The organism is Massilia scottii (genome assembly GCF_030846495.1).
Classification (GTDB): domain Bacteria; phylum Pseudomonadota; class Gammaproteobacteria; order Burkholderiales; family Burkholderiaceae_D; genus Telluria_A; species Telluria_A violaceinigra.
Genome location: NZ_JAVCWM010000008.1, coordinates 226,767 through 242,599, shown reverse-complemented (window position 1 = coordinate 242,599; position 15,833 = coordinate 226,767). Strand labels below are relative to the sequence as shown.

12 protein-coding genes are annotated in these 15,833 nt (G+C 64.2%); 10 read left to right on the top strand and 2 right to left on the bottom strand.

Annotation, left to right across the window (positions count from 1 at the left end; all coding sequences use genetic code 11):
* The first annotated feature begins 1 nt into the window (after position 1).
* The 10 genes from der to RBA41_RS13830 all read left to right on the top strand — a co-directional run bounded on the left by der (position 2) and on the right by RBA41_RS13830 (position 10,518).
* Positions 2-1,345: a ribosome biogenesis GTPase Der gene (gene der, locus RBA41_RS13875; protein WP_099876389.1), complete on the top strand. Its 1,344-nt coding sequence runs from the start codon at positions 2-4 to the stop codon at positions 1,343-1,345.
* Positions 1,346-1,487: 142 nt separating this feature from the next.
* Positions 1,488-1,724: an RNA chaperone Hfq gene (hfq, locus tag RBA41_RS13870; RefSeq protein ID WP_026354376.1), complete on the top strand. Its 237-nt coding sequence runs from the start codon at positions 1,488-1,490 to the stop codon at positions 1,722-1,724.
* 48 nt (positions 1,725-1,772) lie between these two features.
* Positions 1,773-3,020, top strand: coding sequence for a GTPase HflX (gene hflX, locus RBA41_RS13865; protein ID WP_306624568.1), 1,248 nt, complete (start codon positions 1,773-1,775; stop codon positions 3,018-3,020).
* 1 nt (position 3,021) lies between these two features.
* Entirely contained in the window at positions 3,022-4,275 is a 1,254-nt protein-coding gene (gene hflK, locus RBA41_RS13860; protein ID WP_306624566.1) for an FtsH protease activity modulator HflK, read from the top strand.
* On the top strand, positions 4,275-5,171 hold the full coding sequence (gene hflC / locus RBA41_RS13855; protein WP_306624564.1) for a protease modulator HflC: 897 nt from the start codon (positions 4,275-4,277) through the stop codon (positions 5,169-5,171). The genes hflK and hflC overlap by 1 nt, the downstream gene beginning before the upstream one ends.
* A gap of 303 nt (positions 5,172-5,474) precedes the next feature.
* A complete protein-coding gene (locus RBA41_RS13850; protein WP_306624562.1) occupies positions 5,475-6,635 on the top strand; it encodes an ATP phosphoribosyltransferase regulatory subunit in 1,161 nt (386 codons plus the stop codon).
* Between the two features lie 5 nt (positions 6,636-6,640).
* On the top strand, positions 6,641-7,954 hold the full coding sequence (locus RBA41_RS13845; protein WP_099876395.1) for an adenylosuccinate synthase: 1,314 nt from the start codon (positions 6,641-6,643) through the stop codon (positions 7,952-7,954).
* A gap of 21 nt (positions 7,955-7,975) precedes the next feature.
* Entirely contained in the window at positions 7,976-8,521 is a 546-nt protein-coding gene (locus tag RBA41_RS13840; protein WP_306624560.1) for a phosphoribosyltransferase, read from the top strand.
* Positions 8,522-8,755: 234 nt separating this feature from the next.
* A complete protein-coding gene (locus tag RBA41_RS13835) occupies positions 8,756-9,394 on the top strand; it encodes a hypothetical protein (RefSeq protein ID WP_306624558.1) in 639 nt (212 codons plus the stop codon).
* Between the two features lie 215 nt (positions 9,395-9,609).
* The gene (locus RBA41_RS13830) at positions 9,610-10,518 is read left to right on the top strand and encodes a hypothetical protein (RefSeq protein WP_306624556.1); all 909 of its coding nucleotides are present in this window, start codon (positions 9,610-9,612) and stop codon (positions 10,516-10,518) included.
* 78 nt (positions 10,519-10,596) lie between these two features.
* Here RBA41_RS13830 and RBA41_RS13825 read toward each other — a convergent pair whose 3' ends face one another.
* Together RBA41_RS13825 and RBA41_RS13820 are read right to left on the bottom strand one after the other, a co-directional pair.
* Complete coding sequence (locus RBA41_RS13825; RefSeq protein ID WP_306624554.1) at positions 10,597-12,939, bottom strand: hypothetical protein; 2,343 nt, start codon at positions 12,937-12,939, stop codon at positions 10,597-10,599.
* A 529-nt stretch (positions 12,940-13,468) separates the two neighbouring features.
* Positions 13,469-15,811, bottom strand: coding sequence for a hypothetical protein (locus tag RBA41_RS13820; protein ID WP_306624552.1), 2,343 nt, complete (start codon positions 15,809-15,811; stop codon positions 13,469-13,471).
* Between the last annotated feature and the right edge of the window lie 22 nt (positions 15,812-15,833).

Genomic DNA, 15,833 nt, shown 5'->3' with positions numbered 1-15,833 from the left:
CATGAAGCCGGTAATCGCATTAGTTGGTCGCCCCAACGTCGGGAAATCGACACTCTTCAATCGCCTCACCCGCTCGCGCGACGCGCTCGTGGCCGACTTGCCTGGCCTGACGCGCGATCGTCACTACGGCGAAGGCCGGGTCGGTGAACGCCCCTTCCTCGTCATCGACACGGGCGGCTTCGAGCCGGTCGCCAAGGAAGGCATCATGTTCCAGATGGCCCTGCAGACCAAGCAGGCGGTCGCCGAAGCGGACGTGGTCGTCTTCATCGTCGATGGCCGCCAGGGCCTCACGCCGCACGACAAGACCATCACCGACTTCCTGCGCAAGTCGGGCCGCAAGGTAATGCTGGTCGTCAACAAGGGCGAGGGCATGAAGTACAGCTCCGTCGTGGCCGACTTCTACGAACTCGGCATGGGCGACCCGTACGTCATTTCGGCCGCCCACGGCGACGGCGTGACCGACCTGGTCGAGGAAGCGCTCAACGAAGCCTTCGCCCAGCGTCCGGACGACCAGGAAGAACTGGAACCGGCCGCGCGCGGCATCAAGATCGCCATCGTCGGCCGTCCGAACGTGGGCAAGTCCACCCTGGTAAACACCCTGATCGGCGAAGAGCGCGTGATCGCCTTCGACATGCCGGGCACCACGCGCGACTCGATCGAAGTCCCGTTCGAGCGCGACGGCAAGAACTACACCCTGATCGACACGGCCGGTATCCGCCGCCGCGGCAAGGTGTTCGAAGCGATCGAGAAGTTTTCGGTCGTGAAAACCCTGCAGTCGATTTCGGAAGCGCATGTCGTCATCCTGCTGCTCGACGCCCAGCAAGACATTTCGGAGCAGGACGCGCACATCGCCGGCTTCATCCTGGAATCGGGCCGCGCGCTGGTGGTGGCCGTCAACAAGTGGGATGGCCTGCGCACCGACGAGCGCGACGAAATCAAGATCGACATCGACCGCAAGCTCGATTTCCTCTCGTTCGCCAAGACGCACTTCATTTCGGCCCTGAAGGCGCAAGGCATCGCGCCGATGATGAAGTCGGTCGACTCGGCCTACGCCGCCGCCACCGCCGACCTGTCGACGCCGCGCCTGACGCGCGCGCTGATCGAAGCGGTCGAGAAGCAGGAACCGCGCCGCAAGGGCTCGATCCGTCCTAAAATGCGCTATGCGCACCAGGGCGGGCAGAATCCGCCGATTATCGTCATCCACGGCAATTCGCTCGACGCCATCGGCGAGCCGTACAAGCGCTACCTCGAGAAGCATTTCCGCGACACCTTCAATCTGGTAGGTACGCCGCTGCGGATCGAGCTGCGCGTGGGTAAAAACCCGTTCGCGCGCACGTCCAAGTAGGTGCGCACGTCCGACAGACAATTGCAAAACAGGTTACAGTAACTCAGGGACATCATTCACCTCACAACAATGATGGTCCCGGCACTTGAAAAACCAGCGAGTCGCCTCCAATTCTTTACTACAACAACATCACGGAGCTGTTATGAGCAACAAAGGGCAACTGTTACAAGACCCATTCCTCAATGCCTTGCGCAAAGAGCATGTTCCCGTCTCGATCTACCTGGTCAACGGGATCAAACTTCAGGGCCACATCGAGTCCTTCGACCAGTACGTGGTCTTGCTGCGTAACACGGTGACCCAGATGGTCTACAAGCATGCAATCTCCACCGTTGTTCCAGCACGCGCGGTTAATCTCAATCTTGATTCCGAAGCTGAGTAAGGCCATGGGCGTCGCCACCCCGGGTCGCCTGGCCCTGCAGGGAGGCCTATGCGCGCAGCACTAGTCGGCATCGATTTCGGCGCTGGCGACTTCAACGCGAGCGTGGAAGAGCTGTCCCTGCTCGCCCGTTCGGCAGGCGCCGACCCGATCACCACCATCACCGCCAAGCGTTCCAGTCCGGACGCTGCCTACTTTGTCGGCAGCGGCAAGGCCGACGAAATCGGCCTGGCCTGCGTGGACCAGAACATCGAGATCGTGATTTTCAATCACGCCCTGTCTCCGGCCCAACAGCGCAATCTGGAAAAACGCCTGAATATCCGCGTCCTCGACCGCACCAGCCTGATCCTCGACATCTTCGCGCAGCGCGCCAAGAGCCACGAGGGCAAGCTGCAGGTCGAACTGGCGCAGCTGCAGCATCTGGCCACGCGCCTGATCCGCGGCTGGACTCACCTCGAACGGCAAAAGGGCGGTATCGGCCTGCGCGGTCCGGGTGAAACCCAGCTCGAGACCGACCGCCGCCTGATCGGCGAACGCGTCAAGGCCCTGCGCGCGCGCCTGGCCAAGCTGCGCAAGCAGCACGAAACCCAGCGCCGTTCGCGCGGGCGCAGCCATACCTTTTCGGTCTCGCTGGTCGGCTACACCAATGCCGGCAAGTCGACCCTGTTCAACGCGCTGACCAAGGCCGGCGTGTACGTCGCCAACCAGTTGTTCGCCACCTTGGATACGACCTCGCGCCGCGTCTACCTGGGCGAGGAAGTGGGCAACGTGGTCATGTCCGACACGGTCGGTTTCGTGCGCGAACTGCCGCACCAGCTGGTGGCGGCATTTCGCGCCACCCTGGAAGAAACCATCCACGCCGACCTGCTGCTGCACGTCGTCGACGGCGCCAGCCCGGTGCGCATGGAGCAGATCGAACAGGTCAACCTGGTGCTCAAGGAAATCGGCGCCGATCATATTCCGCAAATCCTGGTGTGGAACAAGATCGATGCCGCGGGCCTGGAGCCTGCGGTCGAGCGCGATGAGGCGGGCAATATTGCGCGCGTCTTCATCAGCGCCCACACCGGCGCCGGCCTGGATCTGCTGCGCGAGGCCGTGGTCGAAGCGGCCAGGGCCGCGCCGGCACGCAGCCACCTTTTTGAAGAGCAGGACGATGCCGAACCGGTTGACGCGCCCGAGGGCGACGACGCAGACGATGCGTCCGACCCCGACGATGCTGATGACGCAGACCATGCGGACCAGGCGCAGGACGCGCAACCGGCCGAAATTCTAACCTCCACCATTGTCGGACCTCGATAGCATGCTTGCTTCATTACTCAAACGCGTCGGCATCCGGCCGCCGCCCACTGTCCTGCTGCAGGACAGCAAACGTCCCGGTGACGGCCCGCCCGATCTCGACCAGATGTGGCGCGACTTCAACCAGCGCCTCAATCGCCTGTTCGGTCCCAAGGGGCCGGGCGGCGGCGATACGGGCGGTGGCGGTTACCGCCCCGACATGAAGGGCGCCGGCATCACGGTCGGCGCGGCCGCGGCGGTGGTGGCCTTCATCTGGCTCGCCAGCGGCGTCTTCAGCGTGCTCGAAGGCCAGGTCGGGATCGTCTCGACCTTCGGCAAATACGCGCGCACCACCGGTCCGGGCCTGAACTGGCGCATGCCGTATCCGTTCCAGACCCACGAAAAGGTCAACGTCTCGAACCTGCGTACCGTCGAAATCGGTACCAGCGGCACCGTGCGCGCCAAGAATCCGCAAGAAGCGCTGATGCTCACCGATGACGAGAACATCATCGAGATCCAGTTCGCGGTGCAGTACACGCTCAAGGATCCGAAGGCCTGGCTGTTCAACAATTACGACACCGACGACACCGTGCGCATGGTCGCCGAGACGTCGATGCGCGAAATCGTCGGCAAGAGCAAGATGGACTTCGTGCTCTACGAGGGCCGCGAAAAGGTCGCCCTCGACACCCAGCTGCTGATGCAGAAGATCATCGACCGCTATGCCCTGGGCGCGCAGGTCAACAACGTCACCATGCAGGTGGTGCAGCCGCCGGAGCAGGTGCAGGGCGCTTTCGACGATGCCGTCAAGGCTGGCCAGGACCGCGAACGGGCCAAGAACGAAGGCCAGGCGTATGCCAACGACGTGGTGCCGCGCGCGCGCGGCAACGCGTTCCGCCTGATGCAGGAAGCCGAAGCCTACCGCTCGATGGTCACCGAAAACGCCACCGGTAACGCGGCCCGCTTCTCGCAAGTGATGACCGAGTACCAGAAGGCGCCTGCGATTACCCGCGACCGCATGTACCTCGACACCATGCAGCAGATTTTCACCAGTGCCAGCAAGGTCATGGTTGACGCCAAGTCCGGCAGCAACCTGCTGTACCTGCCGCTCGATAAACTGATTTCGCAGACTGCCGCCAACGACGCCGCCATCGGCGCCAAGTCCGGGCCGGTGCAGGCCGCGCCGCTGCCGCTGCCGGCAGAGGTGCTGCAGCCGCTCGAACAGGTGCGCCAGCGCGACAACCGCAGCCGCGAATCCTCACGTGATCGGGAGATCCGCTAATGAACCGCTTAGTTTCCATTCTTGTCGCCGGCTTCGTCGCGCTGATGCTGCTGTCGTCGACCGTGTTCGTGGTCGACCAGCGCAACTTCGCCGTGGTGTTCGCGTTCGGCGAAATCAAGGAAGTGATCAGCGAGCCTGGTCTGCACTTCAAGCTGCCGCCGCCGCTGCAAAACGTGATCTACCTCGACAAGCGCATCCTGACGCTCGATACGCCCAACGCCGACCGCTTCATCACGTCGGAGAAGAAGAACATCCTGGTCGATACCTTCGTCAAGTGGCGGATCATGGATCCGCGCCTGTACTACGTCAGTTTCAGCGGCAGCGAGAAAAGCGCGCGCGCCCGCATGGACCAGATCGTCAAGGCGGCGCTGAACGATGAAATCACCAAGCGCACGGTGCGCGACGTCATTTCCGGCCAGCGCGGCAGCGTGATGGAAGCGATCCACCGCAAGGTCGAAGCCGAAGCCAAGCAGATCGGCGTGCAGATCGTCGACGTGCGCCTGAAACGCGTCGATTACGTCGAGCAGATCAACGCCTCGGTGTACGACCGCATGAAGGCCGAGCGCCTGCGCGTGGCCAACGAGCTGCGTTCGACCGGTTCGGCCGAATCGGAAAAGATCCGTGCCGACGCCGATCGCCAGCGCACCGTGATGCTGGCCGAAGCGTTCCGCGACGCCGAGAAGATCAAGGGTGACGGCGACGCCAAGGCATCGCAGATTTACGCCGAAGCGTTCGGCAAGAACCCGGAGTTCTACAAGTTCTATCGCTCGCTGGAAGCGTACCGCGCGACCTTCAAGAGCCATGGCGACGTGATGGTGCTCGATTCGAATTCGGAGTTCTTCAAGTATTTCCGTAGTCCGGGCGGGGCTGCGGCGCCTGCCGCCGCCAAGAAGTAAGCACGGGCGGCTGGATGAACAATGGGCGGGTCTGCGTTGCAGGCCCGCCCGTTTGCTTTTGAGCGAGGTTCGTAAAGCGGCCCTGCGCTGCCAACCGTTATCCAGCGTGCTCGAGACGCTGTCGTGGTGAGAACGACAGGGCAGTAGTCCCGGCAGCGACGTGCACGTAACAAGCTCACAACTCCCTCCCGCACATTTGTTGGCTCCCTTAAACCATTTTCCTGTAAAATCGCTGATTCGGCGCTACATTTAGCACGACCGTGCGCGCCATATTGTCCGATTTTTAACTATCTCCCGTTGCCCATGCCGAACTGGCTCCTGCCTGAAAATATCGCCGACGTCCTGCCGTCCGAAGCGCGCAAGACCGAAGAGCTGCGCCGCCTGATGCTCGATAACTTCCGTTCCTACGGTTACGAGCTGGTCATGCCGCCCTTGCTGGAATACGTCGAGTCGCTGCTGACCGGCGCCGGCCAGGACACCGAACTGCGCAGCTTCAAGCTGGTCGACCCGATGTCGGGCCGCATGCTCGGCCTGCGCGCCGACATGACCACCCAGGTCGCGCGCATCGATGCCCACCTGCTCAACCGCGATTCCGTCACCCGCCTGTGCTACGCCGGCAGCGTGCTGCATACGCGCCCGAGCGGCCTGCACGCGACGCGCGAACCCTTGCAGATCGGCGCCGAAATCTATGGCCACGCCGGCCTGGAAGCGGACGCCGAAGTGCAGGAACTGGCGCTGGCCTCGCTGGCCCTGGCCGGCTTCGGGGCCGACCAGGTGCGCCTGGACCTGTCGCACGTGGGCGTGCTGCGCGCGCTGCTGGCCGGCGACGGCGCGGCGCAAAAAGATGAAGCGGCCCTGTACACGCTGCTGCGCGCCAAGGACACCCCGGGCCTGGACGCGATCAGCGCATCGTATGCGCCGGCCACCCGCGCCGCGCTGCTGGCCTTGCCCGGCCTGTACGGCGACATCGACGTGCTGGCGCGTGCGCGCGACGTCTTGCCGGCGCTGCCGGGCATCACGCGCGCGCTGGCCGAACTGGCCGCGCTGGCCGGATCGGCCCTGGGCCGCGCCGACGTGGCGATCGACCTGGCCGACCTGCGCGGCTACCAATACGAAAGCGGCGCGATGTTCGCGCTGTACGTGCCCGGCCTGCCGAACGCGGTGGCGCGCGGCGGCCGTTACGACCATGTGGGCGAAGCATTCGGCCGGGCCAGGCCCGCGACCGGCTTTTCGCTCGATTTGCGCGAACTGGCGCGGCTCTTGCCGACCGCCGAGCGCAAACATTCGATCCGGGCTCCGTGGGGCAATGCCCCCGAGCTGCGTGAAAAAATCGCTCAACTGCGCAAAGCAGGCGAGGTCGTGATCCAGAGTTTGCCGGGTCACGACAATGAGCAGGACGAGTTCGAGTGCGATCGCGTACTTGTCCTCGAAAACAGTAACTGGATTCTCAAAAACTTAGGCTAAGTGTGATGTCAAAGAAAAACGTGGCAAAGAACGTCGTTGTCATCGGCACCCAGTGGGGCGATGAAGGCAAGGGCAAGATCGTCGATTGGCTGACCGATAACGCGCAGGGCGTGGTTCGCTTCCAGGGTGGCCATAATGCCGGCCATACCCTGGTCATCAAAGGTCAGAAGACCGCCTTGCAGCTGATCCCGTCGGGCATCATGCGCGAAGGCGTGGCCTGCTACATCGGCAATGGCGTGGTGGTGTCGGTTCCCGACGTGATGCGCGAAATCGACAAGCTCCAGGCCATCGGCGTGGAAGTGGTGTCGCGCCTGAAGATTTCCGAGGCGTGCCCGGCGATCCTGCCGTACCACGTCGCCATCGACGTGGCGCGTGAAGTGGCGCGCGGCGCCAACAAGATCGGCACCACCGGCAAGGGCATCGGCCCGGCCTACGAAGACAAAGTGGCACGCCGCGCGATCCGTATCGCCGACATGCTCAACGAAGAGCGCTTCGCCGAAAAACTGCGCGAAAACCTCGACTACCATAACTTCGTGCTGACCAATTACCTGAAAGCCGACGCGGTCGACTTCCAGAAGACCTTCGACGACGCGATGGCCCTGGTGCCACGCTTGAAACCGATGGTCGGCGACGTCTCCTCGCAGCTGTACGCGGCGCACAAGGCCGGCGGCAACCTGCTGTTCGAAGGCGCCCAGGGCTCGCTGCTCGACGTCGACCACGGCACCTATCCGTACGTGACCTCGTCGAACTGCGTGGCCGGCAATGCCGCCGCCGGCGCTGGCGTCGGTCCCAACATGCTGCACTACATCCTGGGCATCACCAAGGCGTACACCACGCGCGTCGGCTCCGGCCCGTTCCCGTCGGAGCTGCCGACGGACGCCGGCGTGGGCCACCACCTGTCGTCGGTGGGCCATGAATTCGGCACCGTCACCGGCCGTGCGCGCCGCTGCGGCTGGTTCGATGCCGCGCTGCTGCGCCGCTCGGTCCAGATCAATGGCGTCTCCGGCATGTGCCTGACCAAGCTCGACGTGCTCGACGGCCTGGAAACGCTCAAGCTGTGCACCGGCTACAAGGTCGATGGCCGCGATGTCGACATCTTCCCGGTCGGCGCGGAAGATGCGGCGCGCTGCGTGCCTGTGTATGAAGAGATGCCGGGCTGGAAAGAAAGCACCGTCGGCGCCAAGTCGCTGGCCGAGCTGCCTGCCACCGCGCGCGCCTACATCAAGCGCATCGAAGAACTGGTCGGCGTGCCGGTCGATATGGTTTCCACCGGTCCCGACCGCGTTGAAACGATCGTCCTGCGCCATCCGTTCGAATAACAACAAGCTATAGGAATCATCATGACGACCCCTCCATCGACCGAGAACGACCTCTGGGTGTCCTGGGACGAGTACCACCGCCTGATCGAGCGCCTGGCGCTCAAGGTCTACGAATCGGGCTGGAAGTTCGACCAGGTATTGTGCCTGGCGCGCGGCGGCGTGCGTCCGGGCGACGTGTTCTCGCGCATTTTCGATGTGCCGCTGGCGATCCTGTCGACCAGCTCGTACCGCGAAGAAGCGGGTACCGTGCGCGGCGACCTGGATATCGCCAAGTACATGACGATGACCAAGGGCCCGCTGGCCGGCAAGATCTTGCTGGTCGACGACCTGGCCGATTCGGGCGTCACGCTCGACAAGGTCACGCGTCACCTGAGCGAGAATTTCACCGGCGTGACCGAAGTCAAATCGGCGGTGATCTGGGTCAAGGGCACGTCCTCGATCCGTCCGGATTACTTCCTGGAGGACTTGCCGCACAATCCGTGGATTCACCAGCCGTTCGAAGATTACGACGGCCTGCGTCCGCACCAGTTGTCGGCATGGATGAAGAAGTTCGACAAGCCGGCATAAGACTGACGCTGCAGCTTGCAACGGCGGGAGGATCGAGAGATCCTCCCGCCGTTTTTCATTGCGGCTACAGCTTGCGCCGGAAATCTTGCGGCCGGTTTTTTAAGTTTCCGCACCTGTCGGTCATTGTGGCGAGCTCATGATCGGACACAAGGCGTGGCGACTCTGCCGCTAGGCGAGCGGTCCCAAACTCCGTACAGTCGAAGACGAAGATCCCTTCACAACGAGGAGTTGATGATGACTACCATTAACGAAACGCCGGACCCGGACCGGATTGACGACCTGCAGGATACCAACCTTCAAAACGGCCCCGATGACATTGGAGAGCAGGATCCGGAGCAACTCGTGGGCGACGAGCTTACGCCCGAGGAAATAGCCGCCCTCGAGCAGGAGGATACCGGTCCTGAAGGGGCGATCGCCGATTTCGCCCCCGATGAACCCGGTGCCGATGAGGGGCCGCAAGGCGAAATCGGCAGGGAACGCCGGCGTTGGTATCTTGCCCCTTGCCTCGGACGTTTGCTGTTCGAGGTCAACCGGCGCTGGCCGCGCCGCGACAGGACAGGCGACCGTACCATTCTCCCGTCGAGCCGGGGAGACCACTACCCCAACAGCCGTGGTTCCGTCAATGCGTGCGACATCGACAAGGACGGTGTGCGCGTGCTGGTCATTGTGCGTGCCGCCATCCGCCATCCCTCCTGCAATTACATCATCTTCAACGGGGTCATCTGGTTACGCTCGCGTAATTTCCGTCCATTCAGGCTGAAAGGCGGCTTTCAAGCTTACAGGACGCGCATTCACATCAGCATCATTCCTCGGCGGACTGCCGAGCAGAGCCGGACACGCTGGGGAATCTGGCCACGGTTGCGCAGGCCGTAAGCTCATGCTGAGGCACAGCGGGCAATTTGTTTGACGCCGCGCGGCGGGAAGATCGAACGGTCCTCCCGCCGTTTTTCATTGCGGCCACACCTGCGCGGGAAATCTTGCGCCGCGTTTTTTTAAGTTTCCGAGGTAATCGGTCATTCAAACGAGCTCATGATTGGACACAAGCGGCGGCAACTCTGCGGGTACACACCGACGGCCCCGGCGGCGCAATGCTGCGCCCGATCCGGATCGGCGAAGGCGACCAGGCCCGCCTGGTTGGTGCCGACACCACCGGGATGGCCGACCAGGACACCGGCCCCAGCGAGGACGACCCCACCGAAGCCGACGAGGCCGATGGCGCCCTTGACGCCGATATCGCCGAACTGGAAAGCGACAACGCCAGACGCAACGACTTCACCATCGAGAGGGAGGACGACACCCCCGATGAGTTCATCGGCGAAGAGCTCAGCGCGGAAGAGGCGGGCGCCCTCGAGGTGGCCGGTAGCGAGACGGACGTCGCCGATGACCGCGGTTCCCGCGAAATACGGGTAGCCGGGGATTGCAGTAACCGGCCCTGGCATGTTGCGCCGTCGCTGGTGCGCTTGCGTGCCGAGATCAACCGGCGCTGGCCGCGCCGCGACAAGCGCTCCGACGGCTCCATTGGCGATCAGAGTCACTGTAATCGCCCGAGTGACCACAACCCCAACGGGCGCAATTCCGTCAATGCGATCGACATCGACAAGGACGGTATCACGCCGATGGCCGTGGTGCGTGCCGCACTGCGGCATCCTTCCACCAATTACGTCATTTTCAACAGGACCATCTGGTCGCGCCGCTATGGATTTCGCGCGCGCAGGTACACCGGCCCCAATCCTCACACCGCGCACATCCATATAAGCATCGTGCAAACCAGGGCCGCCGAGCAAAACAGGAGAGGATGGCGCATCTGGCCGGTACCCAGGGCCACCGCCATGCCTGGCGATGCAATGGCGTCAGTGGACAGGCTCCCGGCCGCGGAAGAGGGGAGCTTCAACGTCGGCCAGACCTATGATGTGATGGTGACGCAGGGTGGGAAGCAGTTCGAGGTCGCGCTCACGGTACTGCGCGAGTCGCGTGCGGGGCAGGTACCCGCCAGTTGAGACGGCCCCAGCCGCCGGGGCCTGCCCGGCGGCTGGGGTATTACTTATCTGTCTGGGGCCAGCTTGCGGCCCCGGACATTAACGCGGCACGATCGCGAACTGCGGCCGCTGGCTATAGTCGGGCTTGATCGTGCGCTTGGCGAACACATCCCATGCCGCGCGCGCGTTCGGGATGCCGGTGCTGGCCGCCATCGCCACCGCTGGCTGCATGTTCGCCGGGAAGCCTTCCTGCGAGCTGGCATAGCCGGTCATCTCGCCTGCCAGCCATGGCGTGCGGCCCGATTTCCTGTCGATTTCGAGCTGGGTACGCCAGTTGGCCTGCAACTGGCTGGCGCACGGCTGGTCCACATAGCGTTTGCCGGTGCTGTTGACCAGGTCGGTATTGTCCGCCGCGCGGAAGGTTGCCTGCCAGGCTTGGCCGAAGGTGGTGAAATACGGCGACGTCTCGGTGGCGCGCACCGACAGGGCGTACACCGCGCCGTCCACCCAGCAATAGCCTGGCGCCGTCAGGCGGCCGACCGGGAAGCGCGCTTTCCAGTCGAGCAGCGTCTTGGACTTGGTGAAGCCCAGTTCGTACGCCTGGCCTATGCTGGACGTGAAGAAATCGTCCTGCCATGGCGACATGCCGGTTTTCGGGCCGCCCGGACCGGTGTAGGCCACCGCGGCAAAGCCGCTGTTGTCGATGAAGCCCAGCTGGTTGCTGTTGGCGGTGACGTAGGTCGCGGTGAACCAGTCCACGTTATTGTCGACGATCTTGTTGAAGTAGCCCTTGAGCGGGTGATCGTCCGGCGCGATGTAGGCCGCCTGCGTCAGCGAGCGCAATGCCCACGCCTGCCCGCGTACCTGGTGGCTCTTGACCAAGCCGGTGGCGTGCTTGCGGTAGCCCGGGTTCTGGTTGATCAGGTTCCAGTTGGCCCAGAAGTGCAGCTCGTCGAGGTGATAGGTGTCGCCGGTGACCAGGTAAGGCAGGTAGGAGAACGATGGGTGGTGCGCCGTCTCGGGAGTGTATGGCGTCTTGCACTCGATGGCGGGAGTGCACTGCGGCATGTCTTCCCAGCGGTTGAGCGCCCGGTTGTAGCTGTCGCTGCTGATGCGCACGTCGCGCACGTACGGGTACTCGACGATCGATACCGGCTGGCCGGTGTTGCGGTCGCGGTAGTGCATCGGCCAGCTGCCGCTCAGGTCGCTCAAGCCGACGGTGACTTCCTTGGCGCGCTCATCCATGCTGAGCAGGTACATCGCACCCCACGCGTGGTTCAGCCCGATATCCGGACGGCCTCCCGTCGCGGGCATGTATTTGTCGACCATGGCCATGCCCATCGGGGCCGGCTTGGCCGCGTCCCAGGTGGTTTTCATGTTGGTGAGCGCGGTCGGCGAAATGGTCAGGCTCTGGTCGTAGTTCGGCACGGCCTTGGAGGCGATCAGGTAGGCCGTGTCGTGCTTGATGTGGACCGACGGTTCGAGCTCGGGCCAGAACACCTTGCGCCAGCGCGCGTGGTGATAGTGCTGCAGGGCGGCGATGTTGTAGATGCTTTTGCCTCTGATCAGCACTTCGGCATCGTAGGTAAAGGTTTTCGGGGCCGGCTCGTAGGCCCAGTTGTTTTCGACCGTGACGTCGACCCGTACCTTGCCCCGGGCATCGCTGCTGGAACGGTAGGAGCGGATGGCGAAGCGCGCGCTCAGGTGCGGATGGTTCACGCCGGCAGCCGACTTGAACGGCGCCGAGACCTGCCACTCGTTGACCATCGGGCCGGACAGCCAGGTCTGGTATGCGGTGCTGCGCAGCAGTTCCGCCGCCGAGGCGGTGTACAACTGGCCCGCCAGGGTCAGCTTGACGGTCGAGTCGAAGCCGCTGGCCAGCAGGGCTTCCGGACCGGTCGCAGCGACCGGCGGCGGGGCGGCGGCGGCGTTCAGCGCCAGCGTGCCGTTCTGGCCCGCGGCCATCTGCGGCAAGATCGCGGTGATGACGGCGTGACGCACCGATCCATCCGGGTGCCTGGCCTTGATGTTGACCTGCAAGGGTAGCTGGGCGCCAGCGTAAACACCCACCAGGCCGCTTCCAGCGGGAAACGCTCCCGGTGCAAAGACTTGCCCGAAGGTGAGCGGAAGGTTGTATTGCTGGTAGATGGATTTGTTAATCAGCTGCAAAGTCGTCAGGGTGGTTCCGATCGGCGCCGGCAGTCCCAGCGGCGGGGCCGGGGTCAGCGGATTGCTCGGCTTGAGCGAGAGCCGGGCGCTGCTTTCCGCCTGGGTGCCGACTTCGCCCGCAAGAGCGACAGGCGGGGCCGAGAGGGCTGCGGCGGGCGCCGCCGCGGAAACCTGATCCGGTGCGCTGCCACCGCCGCCGCAAGCGGCGAGCAGCACGGCACCGAGGCTGGCCACGCCCAGTGAAGTATAAGCGCGGTAGTGAATATTTGACACGGTTAATCTCCTTTAAATGTTTTACTGAAGGCAACATTATGCTGCTGTGTTGAAATTGTCAACACGAAACATTGCAAAGATGGTGGCAGGCGGGGGGTGCTCGCGGCCGATGTTAGCGCGCACATTTCAGGCGTTTCATGGGGAGCGTATTCAAAATCGCGACGGCTCGACACTATGTTCAATTGTCTGATTTTCGCCACGAATTCAGCACAATGGCGCAGGGACCTGGGCGGCAATTTATCAGGCCGAATGTCCCAAACTTGTATTCAAATCGACATGGTCGGCCACACACGGCGTCGGACCGAACCTTTCACCATCGAGACGGAAGACGGACGCTCCCGATCAGCGTCGGCCAGACCCAAGACGTGATGCGGGCGCCGGGGGGCAGGCGGTTCGAGGTCGCGCGCACGGTGCTGCGCCGGTCGACTGCGCAGCCGCTGCTTTGCAGTTGAGGCGGCACCAGCGGGTGCGCCGTGGAGCACCCGCTGGCAGGACTTATGCGCCGGGGGCCGCGGTCCGGCCCCGGACACTAGCGCGGCACGATGGCGAACTGCGGCCGCTTGGTGTAGTCGGGCTTGAGCGTGCGCCTGGCGAACACGTCCCACGCCGCGCGCGCGTTCGGGATGCCGGTGCCGGCCGCCATCGCCACTGCCGGCTGCATGTTGGCCGGGAAGCCTTCCGCCGAGCTGGCATAGCCCGTCATCTCGCCGGCCAGCCATGGCGCACGAGCCCGTTTCTCGTCGCGATCGCGCTGGGTGCGCCAGTCGGCCTGCAACTGGCTGCCGCACGGCTGGTCCACATAGCGTTGGCCGGTGCTGTTGACCAGGTCGGTATTGTCCGCCGCGCGGAAGGTCGCCTGCCAGGCTTGGCCGAACGTCGTGAAGTACGGCGACGTCGTAGTGGCGCGCACCGCCAGGGCGTACTCGGCGCCGTCCACCCAGCAATAGCCGGGCGCCGTCATGCGGCCGACCGGGAAGCGCGCTTTCCAGTCGAGCAGCGTCTTGGACTTGGTGAAGCCCAGTTCGTACGCCTGGCCCACGCTGGACGTGAAGAAATCGTCCTGCCATGGCGCCATGCCGGTTTTCGGGCCGCCCGGGCCGCCGTAGACTACCGCGCTGCCGCCGCTGTTGTCGAGGAAGCCCAGCTGGTTGCTGTTGGCGCTGACATAGGTCGCGGTGTACCAGTCCACGTTATTGTCGACGATCCTGTTGAAGTAGCCCTTGAGCGGGTGCTCGTCCGGCGCGATGTAGGCCGCCTGCGTCAGCGAGCGCAATGCCCACGCCTGTCCACGCACCTGGTGGCTCATGACCAGGCCGTTGGCGTGCCTGCGGTAGGCCGGGTTCTGGTTGATCAGGTTCCAGTTGGCCCAGAAGTGCAGCTCGTCGAGGTGATAGGTGTCGCCGGTGACCAGGTAAGGCAGGTAAGAGAACGATGGGTGGTGCGCCGTGTCGGGGGTGTATGGCGTCTTGCACTCGATGGCGGGCGTGCACTGCGGCATGTCTTCCCAGCGGTTGAGCGCCCGGTTGTAGCTGTCGCTGCTGATGCGCACGTCGCGCACGTAGGGGTACTCGACGATCGATACCGGCTGGCCGGTGTTGCGGTCGCGGTAGTGCATCGGCCAGCTGCCGCTCAGGTCGCTCAAGCCGACGGTGACTTCCTTGGCGCGCTCATCCATGCTGAGCAGGTACATCGCACCCCACGCGTGGTTCAGCCCGATATCCGGACGGCCGCCCGTCGCCGGCATGTATTTGTCGACCATGGCCATGCCCATCGGGCCCGCCTTGGCCGCGTCCCAGCTGGTCTTCATGGTGGTCAGCGCGTCCGGCGACACGGTCAGGCTCTGGTCGTAGTTCGGCACCGCCTTGGAGGCGATCAGGTAGGCCGTGTCGTGCTTGATGTGGACCGACGGTTCGAGCTCGGGCCAGAACACCTTGCGCCAGCGCGCGTGGTGATAGTGCTGCAGGGCGGCGATGTTGTAGATGCTCTTGCCTCTGATCAGCACTTCGGCGTCGTAGATGAAGGTTTTCGGAGCCGGCTCGTAGGCCCAGTTGTTTTCGACCGTGACGTCGACCCGTACCTTGCCCCTGCCACTTGGGCTGCTGCTGTAGGAGCGGATGGCGAAGCGCGCGCTCAGGTGCGGATGGTTCACGCCGGCAGCCGACTTGAACGGCGCCGACACCTGCCACTCGTTGACCATCGGGCCGGACAGCCAGGTCTGGTACGCGGTGCTGCGCAGCAGTTCCGCCGCCGAGGCGGTGTACAACTGGCCCGCCAGGGTCAGCTTGACGGCCGCGTCGAAGCCGCTGGCCAGCAGGGCTTCCGGACCGGTCGCAGCGGCCGGCGGCGGCGCGGCGGCGGCGTTCAGCGCCAGCGTGCCGTTCTGGCCCGCGGCCATCTGCGGCAGGACTGCGGTGATGATCGCGTGACGTACCGATCCATCCGGGTGCCTGGCCTTGATGTTGACCTGCAAGGGCAGCGCGGCGCCGGCATACGCACCGGCCAGCCCGCTTGTCGCAGGGAATGCTCCCGGTGCAAAGACTTGCCCGAAGGTGAGCGGGACGTTGTATTGCTGGTAGGTGGATTTGTTAATCAGCTGCAAAGTCGTCAGGGTGGTACCGATCGGCGCCGGCAGCCCCAGCGGCGGGGCCGGGGTCAGCGGATTGGCAGGCTGGAGCGAGAGCCGGGCGCTCCTTGCCGCCTGCGTGCCGACCGCGCCAGCGGGCGCGACAGGCGGCGCCGAGAGCGGTGCAATGGGCGCCGACGCGGAAACCTGATCCGGTGCGCTGCCACCGCCGCCGCAAGCTGCGAGCAGCACGGCGCCGAGGCTGGCCAGGCCCCGTGATGTGCAAGCTCGGTAGTGAAAAACAGACATGGTGAATCTCCTTTTATTGTTT

Coding starts and splice junctions, on each gene's coding strand:
- hfq (WP_026354376.1), top strand. CDS start 1,488: ATGAGCAACAAAGGGCAACTGTTACAAGACCCATTCCTCAATGCCTTG.
- hflC (WP_306624564.1), top strand. CDS start 4,275: ATGAACCGCTTAGTTTCCATTCTTGTCGCCGGCTTCGTCGCGCTGATG.
- hflX (WP_306624568.1), top strand. CDS start 1,773: ATGCGCGCAGCACTAGTCGGCATCGATTTCGGCGCTGGCGACTTCAAC.
- RBA41_RS13820 (WP_306624552.1), bottom strand. CDS start 15,811: ATGTCTGTTTTTCACTACCGAGCTTGCACATCACGGGGCCTGGCCAGC.
- der (WP_099876389.1), top strand. CDS start 2: ATGAAGCCGGTAATCGCATTAGTTGGTCGCCCCAACGTCGGGAAATCG.
- RBA41_RS13845 (WP_099876395.1), top strand. CDS start 6,641: ATGTCAAAGAAAAACGTGGCAAAGAACGTCGTTGTCATCGGCACCCAG.
- RBA41_RS13830 (WP_306624556.1), top strand. CDS start 9,610: ATGCTGCGCCCGATCCGGATCGGCGAAGGCGACCAGGCCCGCCTGGTT.
- RBA41_RS13840 (WP_306624560.1), top strand. CDS start 7,976: ATGACGACCCCTCCATCGACCGAGAACGACCTCTGGGTGTCCTGGGAC.
- RBA41_RS13835 (WP_306624558.1), top strand. CDS start 8,756: ATGACTACCATTAACGAAACGCCGGACCCGGACCGGATTGACGACCTG.
- RBA41_RS13850 (WP_306624562.1), top strand. CDS start 5,475: ATGCCGAACTGGCTCCTGCCTGAAAATATCGCCGACGTCCTGCCGTCC.
- hflK (WP_306624566.1), top strand. CDS start 3,022: ATGCTTGCTTCATTACTCAAACGCGTCGGCATCCGGCCGCCGCCCACT.